The organism is Paractinoplanes pyxinae (assembly GCF_026626335.1).
GTDB lineage: Bacteria > Actinomycetota > Actinomycetes > Mycobacteriales > Micromonosporaceae > Actinoplanes > Actinoplanes pyxinae.
This window is the reverse complement of record NZ_JAPNTZ010000005.1, coordinates 509,537-526,211: the sequence shown is the minus strand read 5'-3', so window position 1 is coordinate 526,211 and position 16,675 is coordinate 509,537. Positions and strand designations below refer to the sequence as shown.

General features: G+C 71.9%; 13 protein-coding genes. 10 read left to right on the top strand and 3 right to left on the bottom strand.

The genetic code is table 11. The features are described 5' to 3' along the window. Positions 1-10 precede the first annotated feature (10 nt). The 3 genes from OWR29_RS16775 to OWR29_RS16765 all read left to right on the top strand — a co-directional run bounded on the left by OWR29_RS16775 (position 11) and on the right by OWR29_RS16765 (position 7,553). Positions 11-1,009 (top strand): oxidoreductase, encoded by a 999-nt coding sequence (locus OWR29_RS16775; protein ID WP_267563785.1) that lies wholly within the window; start codon positions 11-13, stop codon positions 1,007-1,009. 41 nt (positions 1,010-1,050) lie between these two features. Continuing rightward, positions 1,051-6,102, top strand: a complete 5,052-nt coding sequence (locus OWR29_RS16770; RefSeq protein WP_267563784.1) for a PDDEXK-like endonuclease domain-containing protein — start codon at positions 1,051-1,053, stop codon at positions 6,100-6,102. A 62-nt stretch (positions 6,103-6,164) separates the two neighbouring features. Beyond that, complete coding sequence (locus tag OWR29_RS16765; protein WP_267563783.1) at positions 6,165-7,553, top strand: WD40 repeat domain-containing protein; 1,389 nt, start codon at positions 6,165-6,167, stop codon at positions 7,551-7,553. On the opposite strand, the gene OWR29_RS16760 is transcribed toward OWR29_RS16765, so the two are convergent. Then, the gene (locus tag OWR29_RS16760) at positions 7,550-8,167 is read right to left on the bottom strand and encodes an L-threonylcarbamoyladenylate synthase (protein WP_267563782.1); all 618 of its coding nucleotides are present in this window, start codon (positions 8,165-8,167) and stop codon (positions 7,550-7,552) included. The genes OWR29_RS16765 and OWR29_RS16760 overlap by 4 nt on opposite strands. Positions 8,168-8,176: 9 nt before the next feature. Next, complete coding sequence (locus OWR29_RS16755) at positions 8,177-9,016, bottom strand: NAD(P)-dependent oxidoreductase (RefSeq protein ID WP_267563781.1); 840 nt, start codon at positions 9,014-9,016, stop codon at positions 8,177-8,179. A gap of 118 nt (positions 9,017-9,134) precedes the next feature. Between OWR29_RS16755 and OWR29_RS16750 the strand changes: the two genes are divergently transcribed. The 4 genes from OWR29_RS16750 to OWR29_RS16735 all read left to right on the top strand — a co-directional run bounded on the left by OWR29_RS16750 (position 9,135) and on the right by OWR29_RS16735 (position 12,368). Next, a complete protein-coding gene (locus OWR29_RS16750) occupies positions 9,135-10,454 on the top strand; it encodes a WD40 repeat domain-containing protein (protein WP_267563780.1) in 1,320 nt (439 codons plus the stop codon). A 110-nt stretch (positions 10,455-10,564) separates the two neighbouring features. Then, complete coding sequence (locus tag OWR29_RS16745) at positions 10,565-11,527, top strand: WD40 repeat domain-containing protein (protein WP_267563778.1); 963 nt, start codon at positions 10,565-10,567, stop codon at positions 11,525-11,527. Continuing rightward, the gene (locus OWR29_RS16740; protein ID WP_267563777.1) at positions 11,496-12,092 is read left to right on the top strand and encodes a GNAT family N-acetyltransferase; all 597 of its coding nucleotides are present in this window, start codon (positions 11,496-11,498) and stop codon (positions 12,090-12,092) included. Before OWR29_RS16745 ends, OWR29_RS16740 begins: the two co-directional genes overlap by 32 nt. 33 nt (positions 12,093-12,125) lie before the next feature. Beyond that, complete coding sequence (locus OWR29_RS16735; protein ID WP_267563776.1) at positions 12,126-12,368, top strand: hypothetical protein; 243 nt, start codon at positions 12,126-12,128, stop codon at positions 12,366-12,368. Between the two features lie 2 nt (positions 12,369-12,370). Here the strand turns inward: OWR29_RS16735 and OWR29_RS16730 are convergent, their stop codons facing one another. After that, positions 12,371-13,792: a peptide MFS transporter gene (locus OWR29_RS16730; protein ID WP_267563775.1), complete on the bottom strand. Its 1,422-nt coding sequence runs from the start codon at positions 13,790-13,792 to the stop codon at positions 12,371-12,373. Positions 13,793-13,840: 48 nt separating this feature from the next. Here OWR29_RS16730 and OWR29_RS16725 point away from each other — a divergent pair, with 48 nt between their 5' ends. The 3 genes from OWR29_RS16725 to OWR29_RS16715 are packed head-to-tail and all read left to right on the top strand — an operon-like array spanning position 13,841 to position 16,573. Then, positions 13,841-15,280 (top strand): NAD-dependent succinate-semialdehyde dehydrogenase, encoded by a 1,440-nt coding sequence (locus OWR29_RS16725; RefSeq protein WP_438872602.1) that lies wholly within the window; start codon positions 13,841-13,843, stop codon positions 15,278-15,280. Next, on the top strand, positions 15,280-15,966 hold the full coding sequence (locus OWR29_RS16720) for a class I SAM-dependent methyltransferase (protein WP_267563773.1): 687 nt from the start codon (positions 15,280-15,282) through the stop codon (positions 15,964-15,966). Before OWR29_RS16725 ends, OWR29_RS16720 begins: the two co-directional genes overlap by 1 nt. Before the next feature lie 7 nt (positions 15,967-15,973). Next, on the top strand, positions 15,974-16,573 hold the full coding sequence (locus OWR29_RS16715) for a mycothiol-dependent nitroreductase Rv2466c family protein (RefSeq protein ID WP_267563772.1): 600 nt from the start codon (positions 15,974-15,976) through the stop codon (positions 16,571-16,573). The last annotated feature ends 102 nt before the right edge of the window (positions 16,574-16,675 follow it).

Below are 16,675 nucleotides of genomic sequence, written 5' to 3'. Positions count from 1 at the left end.
CCGTACGGGCATGACCACCACCACCGCCCTGATCGAGCCGGTCACCCTGGCCGGCCTGCCGCTGACCAGCCCCTTCGTCATGGCCCCGATGACCCGCGAGCACTCGCCGGGCGGCGTGCCCACACCGGAGGTCGCCGCCTACTACCGCCGCCGGGCCGAGAACGGCGTCGGCCTGATCATCACCGAGGGCGTGCTCGTCGACCACCCCAGCGCCGGCCACCAGCGCGACGTCCCGCGGCTCACCGAGGGCGCGGCCGAGGACGGCTGGCGGCACGTCACCGCCGAGGTGCACGCGGCCGGCGGCCGGATCGCGGCCCAGCTGTGGCACCTGGGCAGCCAGTTCGAGGGGGACGGCGCCTGGACGCCGCAGACCATGTCGGGCGGCGATTTCGATGCGCTTCTTCGTGCGTACGCCGAAAGCGCTCGCGTCGCCGTCTGGGCCGGCTTCGACGCGGTCGAGGTGCACGCCGCGCACGGCTACCTGCTCGACGAGTTCCTGTGGCCGGTGACCAACCCGAGCGGCCGGCACCGCGACTTCCCGGCCGAGGTGGTGCGGGTCATCCGTACCGAAATCCCCGCCTGCATGCCGTTGATCGTCCGGTTCTCGCAGTTCAAGGAGCGCGACTACAGCGCCCGCATCGCCTCGACGCCGGATGAGCTCGGCGTTCTGCTGGAGGGTTTCCGGAACGCGGGCGCCGACGTGCTGCACGCCTCGCAGCGCCGCTTCTGGGAGCCGGTGTTCGAAGGCAGCGACCGCAACCTGGCCGGCTGGGCCAAACACCTCACCGGCCTGCCGTCGATCACGGTCGGCTCGATCGGCCTCACCCGCGACTTCGCCCGCTCCGCCCGGATGCGCGAACTGCTCGATCGGCGTGCCCGCGGCGAGTACGACCTGATGGCCCTGGGCCGGGTGCTGCTCGGCAATCCGGCCTGGGTGAAGCTGGCCGAGGCGGGCCGCCACGACGAGATCAACGACTACCGGAAGGCGGATGAGGAGCAGTACGCCTGAACCCCAGCGGGACAGGTGCTCGACTTGGTGCAATTGTCGCCATGGGGGCAGAAACGCCAAGAGCGGCCGTACGCGCCTGGCGTGACGGCCTGGTCAACCTCGACGCGGGCAACCGCCTGCTGAACTACCGCGCGTCGGCGGCCGGCAGCCTGACCATCGTCGGCCCGGCCACCCCGGACCTGGTGGCCGCCCTCAACGAAGACCGGGCGTACGGTTTCCTGCCGGCGGGCGCCAAGCCGGCCCCCGGCTGCCTGCTGCGCACCGGGCTGGGGCCCCTGCCACTCGGCACTACGCTGCGCCGGCTGCTGGGCAAGTCCCGCCAGGACTTCCTCGACCGCGGAGTGGGAACGCTGTACCTGGCGGTCGGCGCCCTGCACTGGCGCGACGAGGAAGAGACGTCGTACACCAGCCCCGTCCTGCTGCTGCCGGTCGAACTGGTGGCGCGGGCGCCGGGGGAGGTGCCCGCCCTGCGCTCCCGCGACGACGAGCCGGTGGTGAACCCGGCGCTGACCCTCCGGCTGCGCCGCATGGGGATCACGGTGCCGGGGCTGGGCAGCGGGCCGCTGGACGTGCGGGCGTATCTCGCAGCGTTACGGGCGACCGTCGACAACCGGGACTGGCGGGCCGACGAGAGCGTGGTGCTGTCGTGCTTCAGCTTCCACAAGGAGGCGATGTACCGAGACTTGTCCGACAACGAGTCCCGGATCGTGGGTCATCCGCTGGTGGCGGCGCTGGCCGGGCACGGGGTCGCGGAGTTGGGCGGGGCGGGCTTTGGAACGGGCGGACCGAGCGCGCCAAGTGAGTCGGGGGCACGAAGCGGTGCGGGCTTTGGAACGGGCGCACTGAGCGCGACGGCTGAGGCAGGAGGGCTGGCCGTGCGCTCGTCTCGGGCGGGTGCGGGCGACCCAGGTGCAGCCGGCCGGGACGTTTCTGAAGTTGGCACGGATGGAGGCGGCGCTGCCTGTGGACAACGGGATGACGGCGTTTCGAGCGGCGTAAAATCGGCCACCACCTCCCCCTCCCTCAGTGGGCGGGTCGTGTTCAGTGCGCCGGTCGTTTCCAGTGCGCCGGGCAGTGCGCCGGTCGTGTCGGGTGCGCCGGGCAGTGCGCCGGTCGTGTCGGGTGCGCCGGGCAGCGCGCCGGTCGTGTCGGGTGCGCCGGGCAGCGCGCGGATCGTGTCCAGAGCCGGCGACGAGCTGCCGCTTGTTCTTGATGCGGATGCCACTCAGCGGGCCTGTGTCGAGGCCGCCGTTGCTGGGCGCAGCTTTGTGCTCGACGGGCCTCCGGGGACGGGGAAGTCGCAGACGATCGCGAACATGATCGGCTGCCTGATGCATGCGGGGAAGCGCGTCCTCTTCGTGTCCGAGAAGGCGGCCGCGCTCGAGGTCGTGCGTAACCGGCTGGCGGCGGTCGGGCTGGATCCGTACCTGCTGGAGCTGCACAGCCACAAGGCGACCCGTCGCGAGGTGGCTCGCGCGCTGGCCGAGTCCGTCGAGCCGTTGCCGCGTGAGGGCGCGACCACGCGGATCGGCGTCGCGCTCGGTGGCGCGGCGTCGGCCTCGGGCGGAACCCCCCTGGGCGGCGCGGCGTTGACCTCGGGCGGAACCCCTCTGGGTGGCGCGGCGTTGACCTCGGGCGGAACCCGGCTGGGTGATGCGGCGTCGGCCTCGGACGGAACCGCGCACGGTGGCACGGGCGGATCCGAGCCGGGACCAGTGGCCGCCACGGGGGTGGATCGGGAGCGGTTGGAGGAGGTGCGGGCGCGGCTCGACGGCTATGCGCGAGCCATGAACGAGCGCCGGGAACCGCTGGGGAAGTCGCTGCATGAGGTGCTGGGGGAGTGTGCCCGGCTGAGTGATTCGCCGGCCGCGCCGATGCCTACGGTGGATCCGGGGCAGTTCGACGCCGAGCAGTTGCGGCGGATGCTCGACGCGGCCGATGAGCTGGCCCGGTGCCGGCGGGCGGCGGCCGAGGACTTTCCGTGGCGGGATGTGGTCGAGACCAGGCCGTTAGGGGACACGCTCCGGGAGGCGCAGGCGGCCCTCCGGGCCTTCGAGGCCGCGCTCGAGCCGTACGAGCGAATTGCTGCGACGTACGAGTTGAGCCTGCCCGCCGACGTCGGGGCTCTCGTTACTCTGGTTACGCATGCGGCGAAGCGGCCCGCACCCGTGCCGGACGAATGGCTGGGCGCCGAGGGCCCCGTGCTGCTTGATCGGGCCGCTGAGCAGCACCGCTGGTTCGAGGACGCCGCCCGGCAGGTGCGGGTGGCGGCCGGCGTCGAGTGGCACGAACTGCCCGAGGTTGAGCCGCCCGCCCTCGACCAGGCCACGCTGACCGCCGCCGGGGCCGAGTCGGCCGTGCGCCGCCACAGCACCGAGGCCGCGACCCTCGACGACCTCTTGCGCGAGGTCGGGCCGCTCGCCGCGCGGCTCGGACTGCCGGACGCCACCACGTTCGGTGGTCTGGCCGGGTTCGCCGCGGTGGCCGAGCTGGCGGGGCGGGCCAACCGGCCGGAGCCGTTCTGGTTCTCGCCGGGGGTGCTGGCCGGGGTGGCCGAGGCGGCGGCCGTGCTGCGCCGGTGCGCCGACGCCGTCACCGCGACCGGGCTGGAGTGCCGCCGCTGGTTTCTCGACGCGATCGTCGACCAGCCGGTGGAGCAGCTGGCCGACCGGCTCACCAACGAGCACCGCGGGCTGCGCAAGCTGCTGCCCGCGTACCGCCGCGACTGGGACGCCGTCGCCGCGTACGCCCTGCCTTCGGTTGCGCCGGCCGACGCCGTCGCGCATCTCGGCACGGCCGTGGCCTGGCAGCGTGCGCTGCGGGAAAGGGCGCTGGCCGAGCGGCGGTACGCGCCCTTGCTTGGCCGCTACCGGCGGGGAGGGGTGGAGGTCGACGACGCCCTGCGAACCGCGGCCGACCTCGTGCGGCTCAGCCCGCCCGACGCCCTGCCGGCCCTGGCCGATCAGATCGGCCGCCCGGCGCCGGATCCGGCCCTGGTCCGGCTGGCCACCCAGGCCCGCATCGTCGCCGGGTGGGAGCCGCCCACCGAAACCCTGATTCAGGCCGCCGCCCGTCGCCGCGCGCTGGTCGGCCCGTTGACCGAGGCGGCCGCGGCCCTCACGGCCTTCGACCGTGCCCTCGGCCGCCACATCGACCTGGCCGAGGCCACCCGGCTGGACGGTCTGCGCCGGGCCGCCGCCGGCCACGCCACCGCCTACGACGCCCGCGCGATCGCCTGGGCCCGGGAGGCCCGACGCCTGTATCAGGGGAAACCACTCCTCGACGGGGACGCCGACGCTCTGGCCGAGTGTGTCGCCGCTTGGCACAGCGTTCGCGACGAGTTGTCTGCGGCGGGACTGGGGGAGATCGACGGCGACCGGCTGGCGCGGCTGCTGGACGACCCGCACGGCCAGGACGAGTGGCTCGGTTTTCAGCACGCGCGCGGCCTGCTGGCCGAGGAGACCATCGCGTTCTGCCTGGAGCTGCCGTCCGATCAGATCCGGCCGGTGGTCGAGCGTGCCCTGTGGACGGCCTGGGCCGACGCCGTCCTGCGCGACGACGACCGCCTGCGCCCGGTCGACGGCCTCGAGCACGACCGACTGGTCGACGAGTTCCGCATCTTGGACGCCGCCCTCATGTCCGAGGCGCCCGCGACCATCAGCGCCGCCGTGGAATCGCGCCGGACCGCCGTACCGGAAGAAATCGCGCTGCTTCGGCGGGAGGGTCGCAAGCAGAGCCGCCACCTGCCCGTCCGCGACCTGATCGGCCAGGCCCGGGCGACCGTGCAGTCGGCCAAGCCGTGTTTTCTGATGTCGCCGCTCGCGGTCAGCCAGTACCTGCCGCCCGACCTGCGGTTCGACGTCGTCATCTTCGACGAGGCGTCCCAGGTGGCGCCGGCCGACGCCATCAACTGCGTCTACCGGGCCGACGCCCTGATCGCGGCGGGCGACGACCGGCAGCTGCCGCCGAGCACCTTCTTCTCGACCCGCGCCGACCGTGACGAAGGCACCGACGTCAACGACTTCCAGTCGGTGCTGGAGCTGGCCGAGGCCTGTGGCGCGTTCCCGGCCCTCGGGCTGGGCTGGCACTACCGCAGCCGGCACGAGGCGTTGATCGCCTTCGCCAACCACCGCTTCTATCAGGGCCGGCTGCTGACGTTCCCGGGCGCCAACGCCGACCCGGAGACCGGCGTCGAGCTGATCCCGGCCGCGGGCACCTATCGCCGCGGCGGCGCCCGTGACAACCCGGTCGAGGCCGAGGCGGTCGCCGCCCGCATCATCGCCTGCCTGACCACCCGGCCCGAGCTGTCGCTGGGGGTGGTCACCTTCTCGGTGGCGCAGGCCGAGGCGATCGAGGCGGCCGTCGAACGCGCGGCCGCCCGCCATCCCGGGCTCGACCGCTTCCTGGAGGGCGACCGGCTCACCGGCTTCTTCGTGAAGAGCCTGGAATCGGTGCAGGGCGACGAACGCGACGTGATGATCTTCTCGATCGGGTACGGGCGTGACGAGCACGGCCGGGTCAGCACCAACTTCGGCGCGCTCAACCAGCCCAACGGGTGGCGCCGGCTCAACGTCGCCATCACCCGGGCCCGGCGCAGGGTGGAGATCATCTCGTCGATCCGGTCGCGCGACATCCCCGAGTCGGCCAATCCCGGCGTACGTCATCTCGCCGCGTACCTGGAATACGCGGAGCGCGGCCTGGCCTCGACCCCGGCGACCACGCCGCCCGACCCGTTCGTGCAGTCGGTGCTCGACACCGTCCGCTCGTGGGGCTACGACGCCGACTCTCATGTGGGCAGTTACGGGTACCGCCTGGACATCGGCGTGCGGCACCCGACACCGGGCCACGGCTACGTGCTTGGTGTGGAGTGCGACGGCCCGCCCTACGGCTCGATCGGCTCGGCCCGCGACCGCGACCGGCTCGGCCCGGCCGTGCTGGCCGGGCTCGGCTGGCGGCTGCACCGCGTCTGGGGAACGGCGTGGCACCACGATCGGGTGGCCGAGGAGGACCGGCTGCGCGAGGCGATCAAGGCTGCCGTGGGGCCGCTGCCCGCTCGTAGGCCCGGATTGCTGCGTCTGCAACCGGTCGGCTGACCGACCGCTAAGGACCGAAGACGGTATTGACTCATTGCGGCTTGGTGTCCAGCATATGTCGCGTGACACCAGGGAGCGCCCCGGCGCCAGCCGCGCCGGTCAGCTGCGTTGCCTTCCGGGCCGACGGCCGGCGGCTGGCCAGTGGCACCGAGGCGGGCACGGTGACCGTCCAGGACACCAGCGATCCCGCCCGGCCGATCAGCCTGACCGAATTTGCCCATCGCTTGGCCGTGCTGGCCGCCTCCTGGAACCCGGGCGCGTCCGACCTGCTGGCCACCGGCTCGGCCGACGGCACGGCCGCCGTGTGGCGCGTCGTCGACGACCGCCCGCCACATCTCATGAAGGTCCTCGGTGGCCACCCGGCGGCGGTCACCGGCGTCTCGTGGATGCCCGACGGTCAGCATCTGCTCTGCCAGCTGGCCGACGGCCGCGCGGCCGTGTGGCAGGCCTTCGGCGAGACGTACCTGGGTGAGCTCGACGACTGCGTACGCCTGGACGTGAGCCCGACCGGCCTGGTGGCCACGGTCGGCACGAGCGGCTTCGTCGCCGTGCGCGACCTCGCCCAGGACAGGGCCCCGCTGGCCGGCCGCGCGGCGCCTGCGGTGGAGGCCTGCGCGTGGTCGCCCGACGCGTCGACGCTCGCGCTGGCCCGCCGCGACGGCGCGATCGAGCTGCGCAACACCCACCTCGACCCGATCCGCACCCTGCGCGCGGGCGAGGCGCCGTTGCGCTCGGTCACCTGGTCGGCCGACGGACGGCATGTGCTCGCAGGTGCGTACGACGGGGCGGTGTTCGCCGTCGACCCGTCGAGCCGTCCGGTGTGGCGGCTCACCGACCCGACCATCCGCACCGGATCGCTCGCCGTGGGCGGCCCGGTGCTGGCCACCGCCACCTTCGCCAGCCGGCCTTACCTGCTCGACGCGACCTCGGGCGTCCCGCTCACGCCCGGGCTGTCGCTGCCCGCGCTGCCCGCGCCGACCCGCCCGTTCCGCGACGGGGTGCTGGCCGCCGAGGGCCGCGTTGTCACGGCCGGCCCGGCCGGCAACCGCGTCGTCGTGGTCGAGCACGATCTTCGGGTGGGCGCGATCGACTCCCTGGACGACCGGGTGATCGTGTCGGCCGCGCACCACGCGGTGCGGGTGGCCCGGCTCGACCCGGCGGCCTACGAGGTGGAGCGGGGGATCACGCTGCGCGCCCCCGAACCGATCCGGACGGTGGCCCTGCTCGGCACGCCCGAGACGACCGTGGTGGTCGCCGCGTCGTACGAGTTCCGCCTGTTCTCGTGGACCGTCGACTGGACCGGTCCGCCGGTCGGCCCGACGCTGGCCGGCGAGTTCGGCGCCGGCGTGGCCGCCCTGCAGCGCCTGGACGAGCAGCGCCTGACCGCGACCGACCACCGCGGCGAGCTGGTCATTCTCGCCCTCGGGGCCGACGGCGCGCTGTCGAGCTAGAAGCGTGACGGGTCGCCCGCGCCGACCCGCAGGATTTCGGCCTCGCCCTCGGAAAGGTCCACGACGGTGGTCGGCTCGAGGCCGCCCTCACCCGAGTCGATCACGGCGTCGACCACATGGTCCAGGGTCTCCTTGATCTCCCAGCCCATGGTCATCGGCTCGTCCTGACCGGGCAGCAGCAGCGTCGTCGACACCAGCGGCTCGCCCAGCTCGGCCAGGATCGCCTGGGCCACCACGTGGTCGGGGATGCGCGCGCCGACCGTCTTCTTCTTCGGGTGCAGCAGCCGCCGGGGCACCTCTTTGGTGGCGGGCAGAATGAACGTGTACGGGCCCGGGGTGGCCGCCTTCACCGCCCGGAAGGCCGCGTTGTTGATCTGCACGAACTGGCCCAGCTGGGCGAAGTCGCGGCACATCAGCGTGAAGTGGTGCCGGTCGTCGAGGTGCCGGATCTCGCGGATCCGGTCCAGCCCCTCCTTGCTGCCCATCCGGCACCCGAGCGCGAACAACGAGTCGGTCGGGTACGCGATCACCCCGTCGGCCCGGACGATCTCGACCACCTGCCGGATGGAACGCGCCTGCGGGTTGTCCGGGTGCACGTCGAAGTACTTCGCCACCAGCGCAGCCTAGTGAGTCGGCTCCCGGAAGGCGTGCACAACCGCCGCCATGTCCGCCTGGGCGTGACCGCGGGCGGCGGCCGAGGCGTACAGGTCGCGGCAGGCGTCCAGCAGCGGCGAGGCGATGCCGCGGGCGCGGGCGGCCGCGACGATCAGCTCGTTGTTCTTGAGCACGTCGTGGATGGCCGCCTGCACCTCGAAGTCCCGGTCGGCCAGCTTGCCGCCCTTGCCGCGGGATACGGCGCTGGCCATCGGCCCGGCGTCGAGCACTTGCCGCAGCAGGGCCGCGTCCAGCCCGTGCCCCTCGGCGAAGTGGAACGCCTCGGCCAGCCCGGTCACCATGCTGATCAGGAACGTGTTGACGGCCAGCTTCATCAGCAACGCCCCCGGCACGGCGCCGCACGTGAACACCTGCTTGCACAGCGGCGCCAGCAATGGTCGTACGCGGGAAAGGTCTTCGGGGTCGCCGGCGATCATCCCGACGAGCTCACCCGCCTCGGCCGGCCCCCGCGACCCCGACACCGGCGCCTCGACATACCGCCCGCCCGCCGCCGCGATCCGCGCCCCCAGCCCGGCCGAATACTCCGGGCTGGTGGTGCCCATGTGCACGACCAGGTTCCCGTCAAGCTTCGCCGGCAGCACCTCGTCGATGGCCTGCTCGGTCGCCAGCATGAGAATCACAACCTCGGCCCGAGCGAACACCTCACCCACCTCGCTCACGCGCACCGCCCCCGGCGGCGTGTCCCCCCGGTCCGTACGACTCCACACGATCAGCTCGACGCCGGCCTTCACCAGATTGGCCGCCATCGGCCGCCCCATCACGCCGAGCCCGACAAACCCCACGCTCATGCGCAGACCGTAAGTCGGCGATCCGTCCCACCGCGCCAGCCAATCGGAGGGTCGTGGCTCACCGGTCGCGTCCCGGTTCATCCTCCTGGCCTCTCCGGCCTCCGCCCGTTCGGTCTGGGTGAGCCGTGAGGTCTCCTGGTGGCTGGACAACCGCCCGCCCGGCCGTCTGCTGATCGCCTTGACCGCGGGCACGATCAGCTGGACCGGTGAGGATTTCGACTGGGCGGTGACCGACTCGTTGTCGCCGGAGCTGGCCGGGCGCTTCCGCCGCGAGCCGCTGTGGGCCGACCTCAGGCCGTACGCGGGGAGGACCGGCCCGTCGCAACTCGGCGACATCGTGGCCGATCTGGCCGCGCCGGTCCTCGGCGTCGACAAAGACACTCTGGTCGGCGAGCACGTGAGGCAACGCCGCCGGACCACGCGCCTGCTCGTCTCGGTCGTCGCCGCTCTGTGCGTTCTGCTGCTGTCAGCAGTCATCGCCTTCGTCGACGCCCGCCGCCAGACCGAGCCGGCCGAACGCCAGACGGCCATCGCGACCTCCCGCCAGTTGCGGGCGCTGTCCGAGGCCGCGCTTCCGAGCGATCCGCGGACGGCCATCGGTCTCGGCCTGGCCGCCCATCGGCTGTATCCCGCCCCGGAGTCCAAGCACGCGGTCTTCCGGGCGCTCGCCGGAACCCGGTACATCAGCACGCTGGGCGGGCACCGGGAGCGCATCACCGAGGTCGCGTTCGCCTCGCCCGGCCGCCTCCTGGCGACCGCGGGCGCCGACGGTCTGGTCAACGTGTGGGACCTGACGGATCCGGTCCGGCACAAACGTGTCGCCGGACCGGTCGACGTGGGCATCGGGCGGATCGAGATGCTGGCGTTCCGTCCCGGTTCGACGTTGCTGGCCATCGGAGCGTGGAACGACCACGAGGAACAGCTGTCGACCCCGATAGTGCTCTGGGACGTCAGCCGACCGTTCGCCGGGGCGCACCGCGTCTATCGTCAGCCGGGCAGCATGACGGCGTTGACGTTCCTGCCGGGCGGCAACCTCATGGCGACGTCGACGACCGATGGCAACTCGCCTTCCGGCCAGGTCCATCTGTGGGAGGTGAATTCCTGGTCCGAGGCCCGCGACCTGTCGTTTCGTGACTCCGGCCAGGCCGGTGCGGTCACCAGTCTCGCGGCGACGCCGGACGGGCGGCTGTTGATCGCGGGAACGGGGGAGGGCGACGGAGACGACATCAGCGGCACTGTGACCGGCTGGCAGGTGCGGGACGGCACCCGGTTGCGCCGCCGCGGCACCGTACGGCTCGGCCCGGTCGCAGCGCTGGCCGTCGCGCCCGACGGGTGCACTGTGGTCGCGGGTGGGCAGCAGCGCAATTCGGACGGTGTCCTGACCCTTCTGGACATCAGCAACCGGGATCGCATCAAGCGCGCAGCCGCACCGGCCTGACATCACGCCCGGCTACTCGCCCGCTGCCTTGGAACAGCGGGAATCTGAACAGCTGGGCCGGCGCCACGGGAACAGAGTTCCTGGAACTCACTGACACGTGGGGAACACAGTTGTACGGGGATCTGCAGGCGACCACGGCACCGGACGGGCGTACCCAGGCCAGGATCGGCTTGGAAACCGCCGCCCTCTGGGACGTGACGGCGGGCCGACCGCCGAAGCGGCTGGCCGATCTGCCGGCGTCGGCGGATACGTGGCCCGGCATCGACTTGGACGCCTCCGGAATGTCGCGCTTCGACCCCACGTCCCGCTATCTCGTCGCGCCCGCCGCCAACGTCGACCGCAACGGGCAGGTGCGCGAGTACATGCAGGTGTGGGACATCAAGGATCGGACCCGTCCCCGGCGCCTCGGATCCCCGCTGCCGGGCCGACCAGCGGTGTCCGCGATGTCCGCCGATGGGAATCTGTTCGCCATCGATATGGTGGACGACGAATTGACCGACGGAGCGACGTCCGTCGCGCTCTACGACTTCCGTAGCAAGGTGTATCCGCGCCGGCTCGCCCGGATCAGCTCCACCGGCGGATCCGACTTCCAGTCCGTCGCTTTCGCTCCGAGTCAGCCTGTGCTGGCCGTGGCCGATGGGACCGACACCCGCCTCTATGACGTCTCAGACCCGGCCCGTCCGGTTCGGCTGGCCAAGACACTGGTCGGCTCCGGCGGCCTCGTCACGTTCAGCCACGACGGCACCATGCTGGCGGCGGCCGACCTGGACGGGCGGCTGAGCGTGTGGGACATGGCCGATCCGCTCGATCCGCGACAGCTCGGCCAGTTCGTCGCCGCCTTCCCGAGCGAACAGGTTTCCGCGATCGCCTTCGCGCCGGACGACCGGACGGTCTGGGTGGGCGGTTCGCCGACGGGCGCCGACCGGGTCGTCAAGGGCTGGGGACTGGACCGGGTCCGCCGGATGCAGGTGGACGCCCCGGCCATGGCGTGCCGAGACACCGACGCGGGCGTGGAACCTGAGGTGTGGCAACGCTACGGCGGTGGCTCCGCGTATCCCCGCGTTTGTCCCTGACAAGCCGCCCACCGTGCGGTTGGATCGAGAAATGGCTCTTACTCACCGGCTTGCGACGCGCGGCGACCTCGACGACCTCCAGGTGCTGATCGGCCTTGCGATCGCGGAGCTGCAGAAAGGGTTTCTCGACGACGAGCAGATCCGCAGCAGTGCGGCGATCATGGGGCTGGACACGCAGCTGGTCGACGACGGGACGTACTTCGTGATCGAGTCGGACGGGGTGCTCGCCGGGTGTGGCGGGTGGAGCCGGCGGGCGACGCTCTACGGCGGCGACCACTCTGCCTCGCGCGATTCGGCTCTGCTCGACCCGGCGAAGGACCCGGCCAAGGTGCGGGCCATGTACACGCATCCCGGCTTCGCCCGGCGCGGGGTCGGGCGGCTGATCCTGAGCCTGTGCGAGCGGGCCGCCGCGGCCGAGGGGTTCGGGCGGCTCGAGCTGATGGCCACCCTGTCCGGGGAGCCGCTGTATCGCGCCTACGGGTTTCGGGAGGTGGAGCGGACCGAGGACGCCCGGGGTGGCGCCCCTGTCCCGATTGTGCGAATGCGCAAGGACATCAGCCAGTGACCCGTACACAATGGACTGTGAGATGCTGCGGGCATGCCCGTCTCGGTGAACCTGGACGCCCTGCTCGACGAGCCCTTCCGTGACCTTCCCCTGACCGACCTGGTCAACGCGCCCGTGGCCGCCCTCTCCGGGGTGAGCGACGAAGAGGCCGAAGGCCTGCGCCTGGCCTTCGGCATCGCCACCATCGGCGACCTGGCCGCCAACGACTTCGTCCGTGCCGCCACCGCCATCGCCCGCCTGGCCGAGGTCGCCCAGATCCCGCCGCCGCCGGCCTGACGCTACTTCACGCCGCCCATCAGCCGGCGCAGCATCGGGGCCAGGGCCAGCAGGGCGCCGCCGAGCACGATGGCGATCGCGCCCAGGATGCCGAAGTACGGAACCTCGTTGTCCTCGCTGTAGTAGCCGGCCAGGGTGCCCGACAGGGCCGTGCCCAGGGCGATCGACAGGAAGAACAGCGCCACCATCTGGGTGCGGAAAGCCTCCGGGGCCAGCTTGGTGGTCAGCGACAGGCCGACCGGGGAGAGCAGCAGCTCGGCGATCGTGAAGACGAGCAGGATGCCGGTCAGCCCGAGCAGCGGCACGCTCTCGGTGCCCGCGAACGGCAGGAACAGCAGGAAGGCCACGCCCATGATGGCGGTGCCGGCCGCGAACTTGACCGGGGTCGAGGGCTGGCGGTCGCCGAGCCGGGTCCAGATCGCGGCGAACACACCGGAGAGAATGATGATGAACACCGGGTTGATCGACTGCACCCACGAGACCGGCATCTCCCAGCCGAACAGGTTCCGGTCGAGCCGCTTGTCCGAATAGATCGTCACCACCGTGAACTGCTGCTGGTAGAGCGACCAGAAGGCGGCGCTGGCGATGAACATCGGGATGAAGGCCAGCACCCGGCGGCGTTCCACGCCGTCGACCCGGTGGCTGGACAGGATCACCACGAAGTAGGCCACGGCGGCCAGGATGCTGAGCACGATCACGATGTTGGACAGCCAGTCGGCCTTGATCAGGCCGGTGAACGCGAGCACCAGCACGACGACGACCACCAGCGCGGCCAGGCCGAACACGAGCGGGCGGCGGGACGCGGGCAGCGGGTTGGCGATCTCGTGGGCCTCCGGCGGCAGGCCGCGCCGCCCGAACGCGTACTGGGTGAGACCGATCGCCATGCCGATCGCGGCCAGGCCGAAGCCCCAGTGGAAGCCGAGCTCGGACTGCAGCAGGCCGGTCAGCAGCGGCCCGGCGAAGGCGCCGAGGTTGATGCCCAGGTAGAACAGCGAGAAACCGGCGTCGCGGCGCTCGTCACCGGGCTCGTAGAGCAGGCCGACGATGGTGGTGGCCGTCGCCTTCACGCCGCCGCTGCCCAGCGCCACCAGCACCAGGCCGACGGCCACCCCGGCTACGCCCGGGATCAGGGCCAGGGCGATGTGCCCGGCCATCACCATGATGGCGCTGCCGAACAGCACCCGCTCGGGGCCGAACATCCGGTCGGACAGCCACGCCCCGACCACCGTCGAGAGGTAGACCGACCCGCCGTACGCGCCGACGATGCTGGTCGCCGTGGCCTCGTTGATCCCCAGGCCGCCGCGGGAGGCCTCGTAGTACAGGTAGATGAGCAGGATGCCCTGCATGCCGTAGAACGAGAACCGTTCCCACAGCTCCACGCCGAAGAGGTTGGCGAGGGGTCGCGGCTGCCCGAAGAAGGTCATGGGGCGTCGCTTACCCCGCAACCGTGGCGCTGAAAAGCGACCTGGACCATGCTGGGAGCTGTGGAAACTGATCTCTTCATCGCCGGCAAGTGGGTTCCCGCCTCCTCCGGGAACCGTTTCGACGTTCTGGACCCCGCGACGGGTGATGTGGTCGCCTCGGTCGCCGACGGCGGCGAGAGTGACGCGATCGCGGCGGTGGACGCGGCGGCCGAGGCGGGCCCGGCCTGGGCGGCCACCCCTCCGCGCGTACGCTCCGAAGCCCTGCGCCGAGCCTGGGAGCTCATGACCGAGCGGGCCGACGACCTGGCCAAGCTCATCAGCCTCGAGAACGGCAAGGCCCTGGTCGACGCGAAGGGCGAGGTCACGTACGCGGCCGAGTTCTTCCGCTGGTTCGCCGAGGAGGCCGTCCGCGGCGCCGGCGAGCTGAACACCGCCCCCTCGGGCGCCAACCGGATCCTGGTCACCCGCCAGCCGGTCGGCGTGTGTGTGCTGGTCACGCCGTGGAATTTCCCGGCCGCGATGGCCACCCGCAAGATCGGCCCGGCGCTGGCCGCCGGCTGCACGGTCGTGCTCAAGCCGGCCAGCGACACCCCGCTGACCGCGCTGGCCATGGCCGCCATCCTGGCCGAGGCGGGCGTGCCCTCGGGCGTGGTCAACGTGCTGCCGTCGCGCAGTTCGGGCAAGACCGTGGGCCGCATGCTGAAGGACCCCCGGGTGCGGAAGCTGTCGTTCACCGGCTCGACCGAGGTCGGCCGGATCCTGCTGGCCCAGGCGGCCGAGGGTGTGATCAACACGTCGATGGAGCTCGGCGGCAACGCGCCGTTCGTCGTGTTCGCCGACGCCGACCTGGACGCGGCCATCGAGGGCGCCATGATCGCCAAGATGCGCAACGGCGGCGAGGCCTGCACGGCGGCCAACCGCTTCTACGTCGAGGCCTCGGTCGCGGCCGATTTCTCGCAGCGGCTCGCCTCGCGCATGTCACAGCTCAAGGTGGGCCCTGGCACCGACGAGTCGACCCAGGTCGGCCCGCTCGTCAACGAAGACACGGTGGCCAAGGTCGACTCGCTGGTCCAGGGCGCCCTGGAATCGGGGGCCAAGGCCGAGACCGGCGGCAGCCGCCCCGAGGGGGCCGGCTTCTACTACCCGCCCACGGTGCTCACCGGCGTGGCGCCCGACGCGGCCATCCTGCGGGAAGAGATCTTCGGCCCCGTCGCCCCGATCGTCACCTTCACCGGCGAGGACGAGGCCGTGCGGCTGGCCAACGACACCGAGTACGGGCTGGTGGCGTACGTCTACACCGGCGACCTGGCCCGCGGCCTGCGGGTCAGCGAGCGGATCGAGGCCGGCATGGTGGGCCTCAACCGTGGCCTGGTCAGCGATCCGGCGGCGCCGTTCGGCGGCGTGAAGCAGAGCGGCATCGGCCGTGAGGGCGGACACGAGGGCCTGCTCGAATACCTCGAGTCGAAGTACATCGCGGTCAATTGGTGATGTTCTCGCCTCAGGGGCCGACGCTGCGGGAATTGGCCGTGCAGGCCCTGTCGTCGGTCGAGCGCGGCTACGACCTGCTGGCGCCCAAGTTCGATCTCACCCCTTTCCGTACGCCCGACAGCATCCTCGACGCCACGGCCGAGGCGCTGTCGGGCCTCGGGCCGTTCGGCGCCGGGCTGGACGTCTGCTGCGGCACCGGCGCCGGCCTGGGCGTGCTGGCGAAGGTGTGCGACGGCGGGATCACCGGCGTCGACTTCAGCGCCGGCATGCTCGCTCAGGCCCGCGCCGCGCACCCGGCGGCGTCCTTCGTCCGGGCCGACGCGCGGGCGCTGCCGTTCGCCGAGGGCTTCGACGTGGCGGTCTCGTTCGGCGCGCTCGGCCACTTCCTGCCGGCCGAGCGGCCGGCCCTGTTCGAGGGAATTTTCCGGGCGCTGCGGCCGGGTGGGGTTTTCGCGCTCGCCCTGGGCTCGCCGCCGCCGGTGACGTCGGTCGCGTACTGGGCCGCGGCCGGCTTCGACCTGGTCATGCGGGTGCGCAACGCGGTGTGGCGCCCGCCGTTCGTCATGTACTACCGGCCCAACCAGCTGCCGGAGGTCTCCGCGGACCTGAGAGCCGCCGGTTTCACCGTGCGGACCGTCCCGGGAATCGTGCTGGCCACCAAATCAGATCAACCCGATCGGCGATGATGGACACGTGACAAAAGTTGATTTCTACTTCGACCCGGCCTGCCCGTTCGCCTGGATCAGCTCCCGCTGGATCCTCGAGGTCGAGAAGCAGCGCGACCTCGACCTGCGCTTCCGGGTGATGAGCCTGTACGTGCTGAACGAGAACCGCGACCTGCCCGACGAGTACCGCAAGCTGATCGACCGCTCGCTCGGAACGGTTCGCGTGGTCATCGCCGCCGCCCAGCAGCACGGCGAGGAGGTGCTGCGGGACCTCTACACCGCGCTCGGTACCCGCATCCACAACCAGGGCAACAAGGACTTCGAGCAGGTCATCCGCGAGGCGCTGGCCGAGGTCGGGCTGCCGGCGAGCCTGGCCGAGGCGGCCACCAGCAGCGAGTACGACGAGGCGCTGCGCAAGAGCCACCACGAGGGCATGGACCCGGTCGGCGAGGACGTCGGCACGCCCACCATCCACATCGACGGGGTCGCGTTCTTCGGCCCGGTGCTCAGCAGCATCCCGCGTGGGGAGCAGGCAGCCAAGATTTTCGACGGCGCGGCGGCGCTGGCCGGGTACCCCGACTTCTTCGAGCTCAAGCGGACCCGTACCGGGGACCTGAACTTCAACTGACCGGAGGATGGACCGGCCCGGGCGACGATCGGGCCGGTCCACTCGTCCGTGTGTACCGATCTTGATCGTCTGTTCCGCCGCGGCACGGCTTCGGCGGCCCGG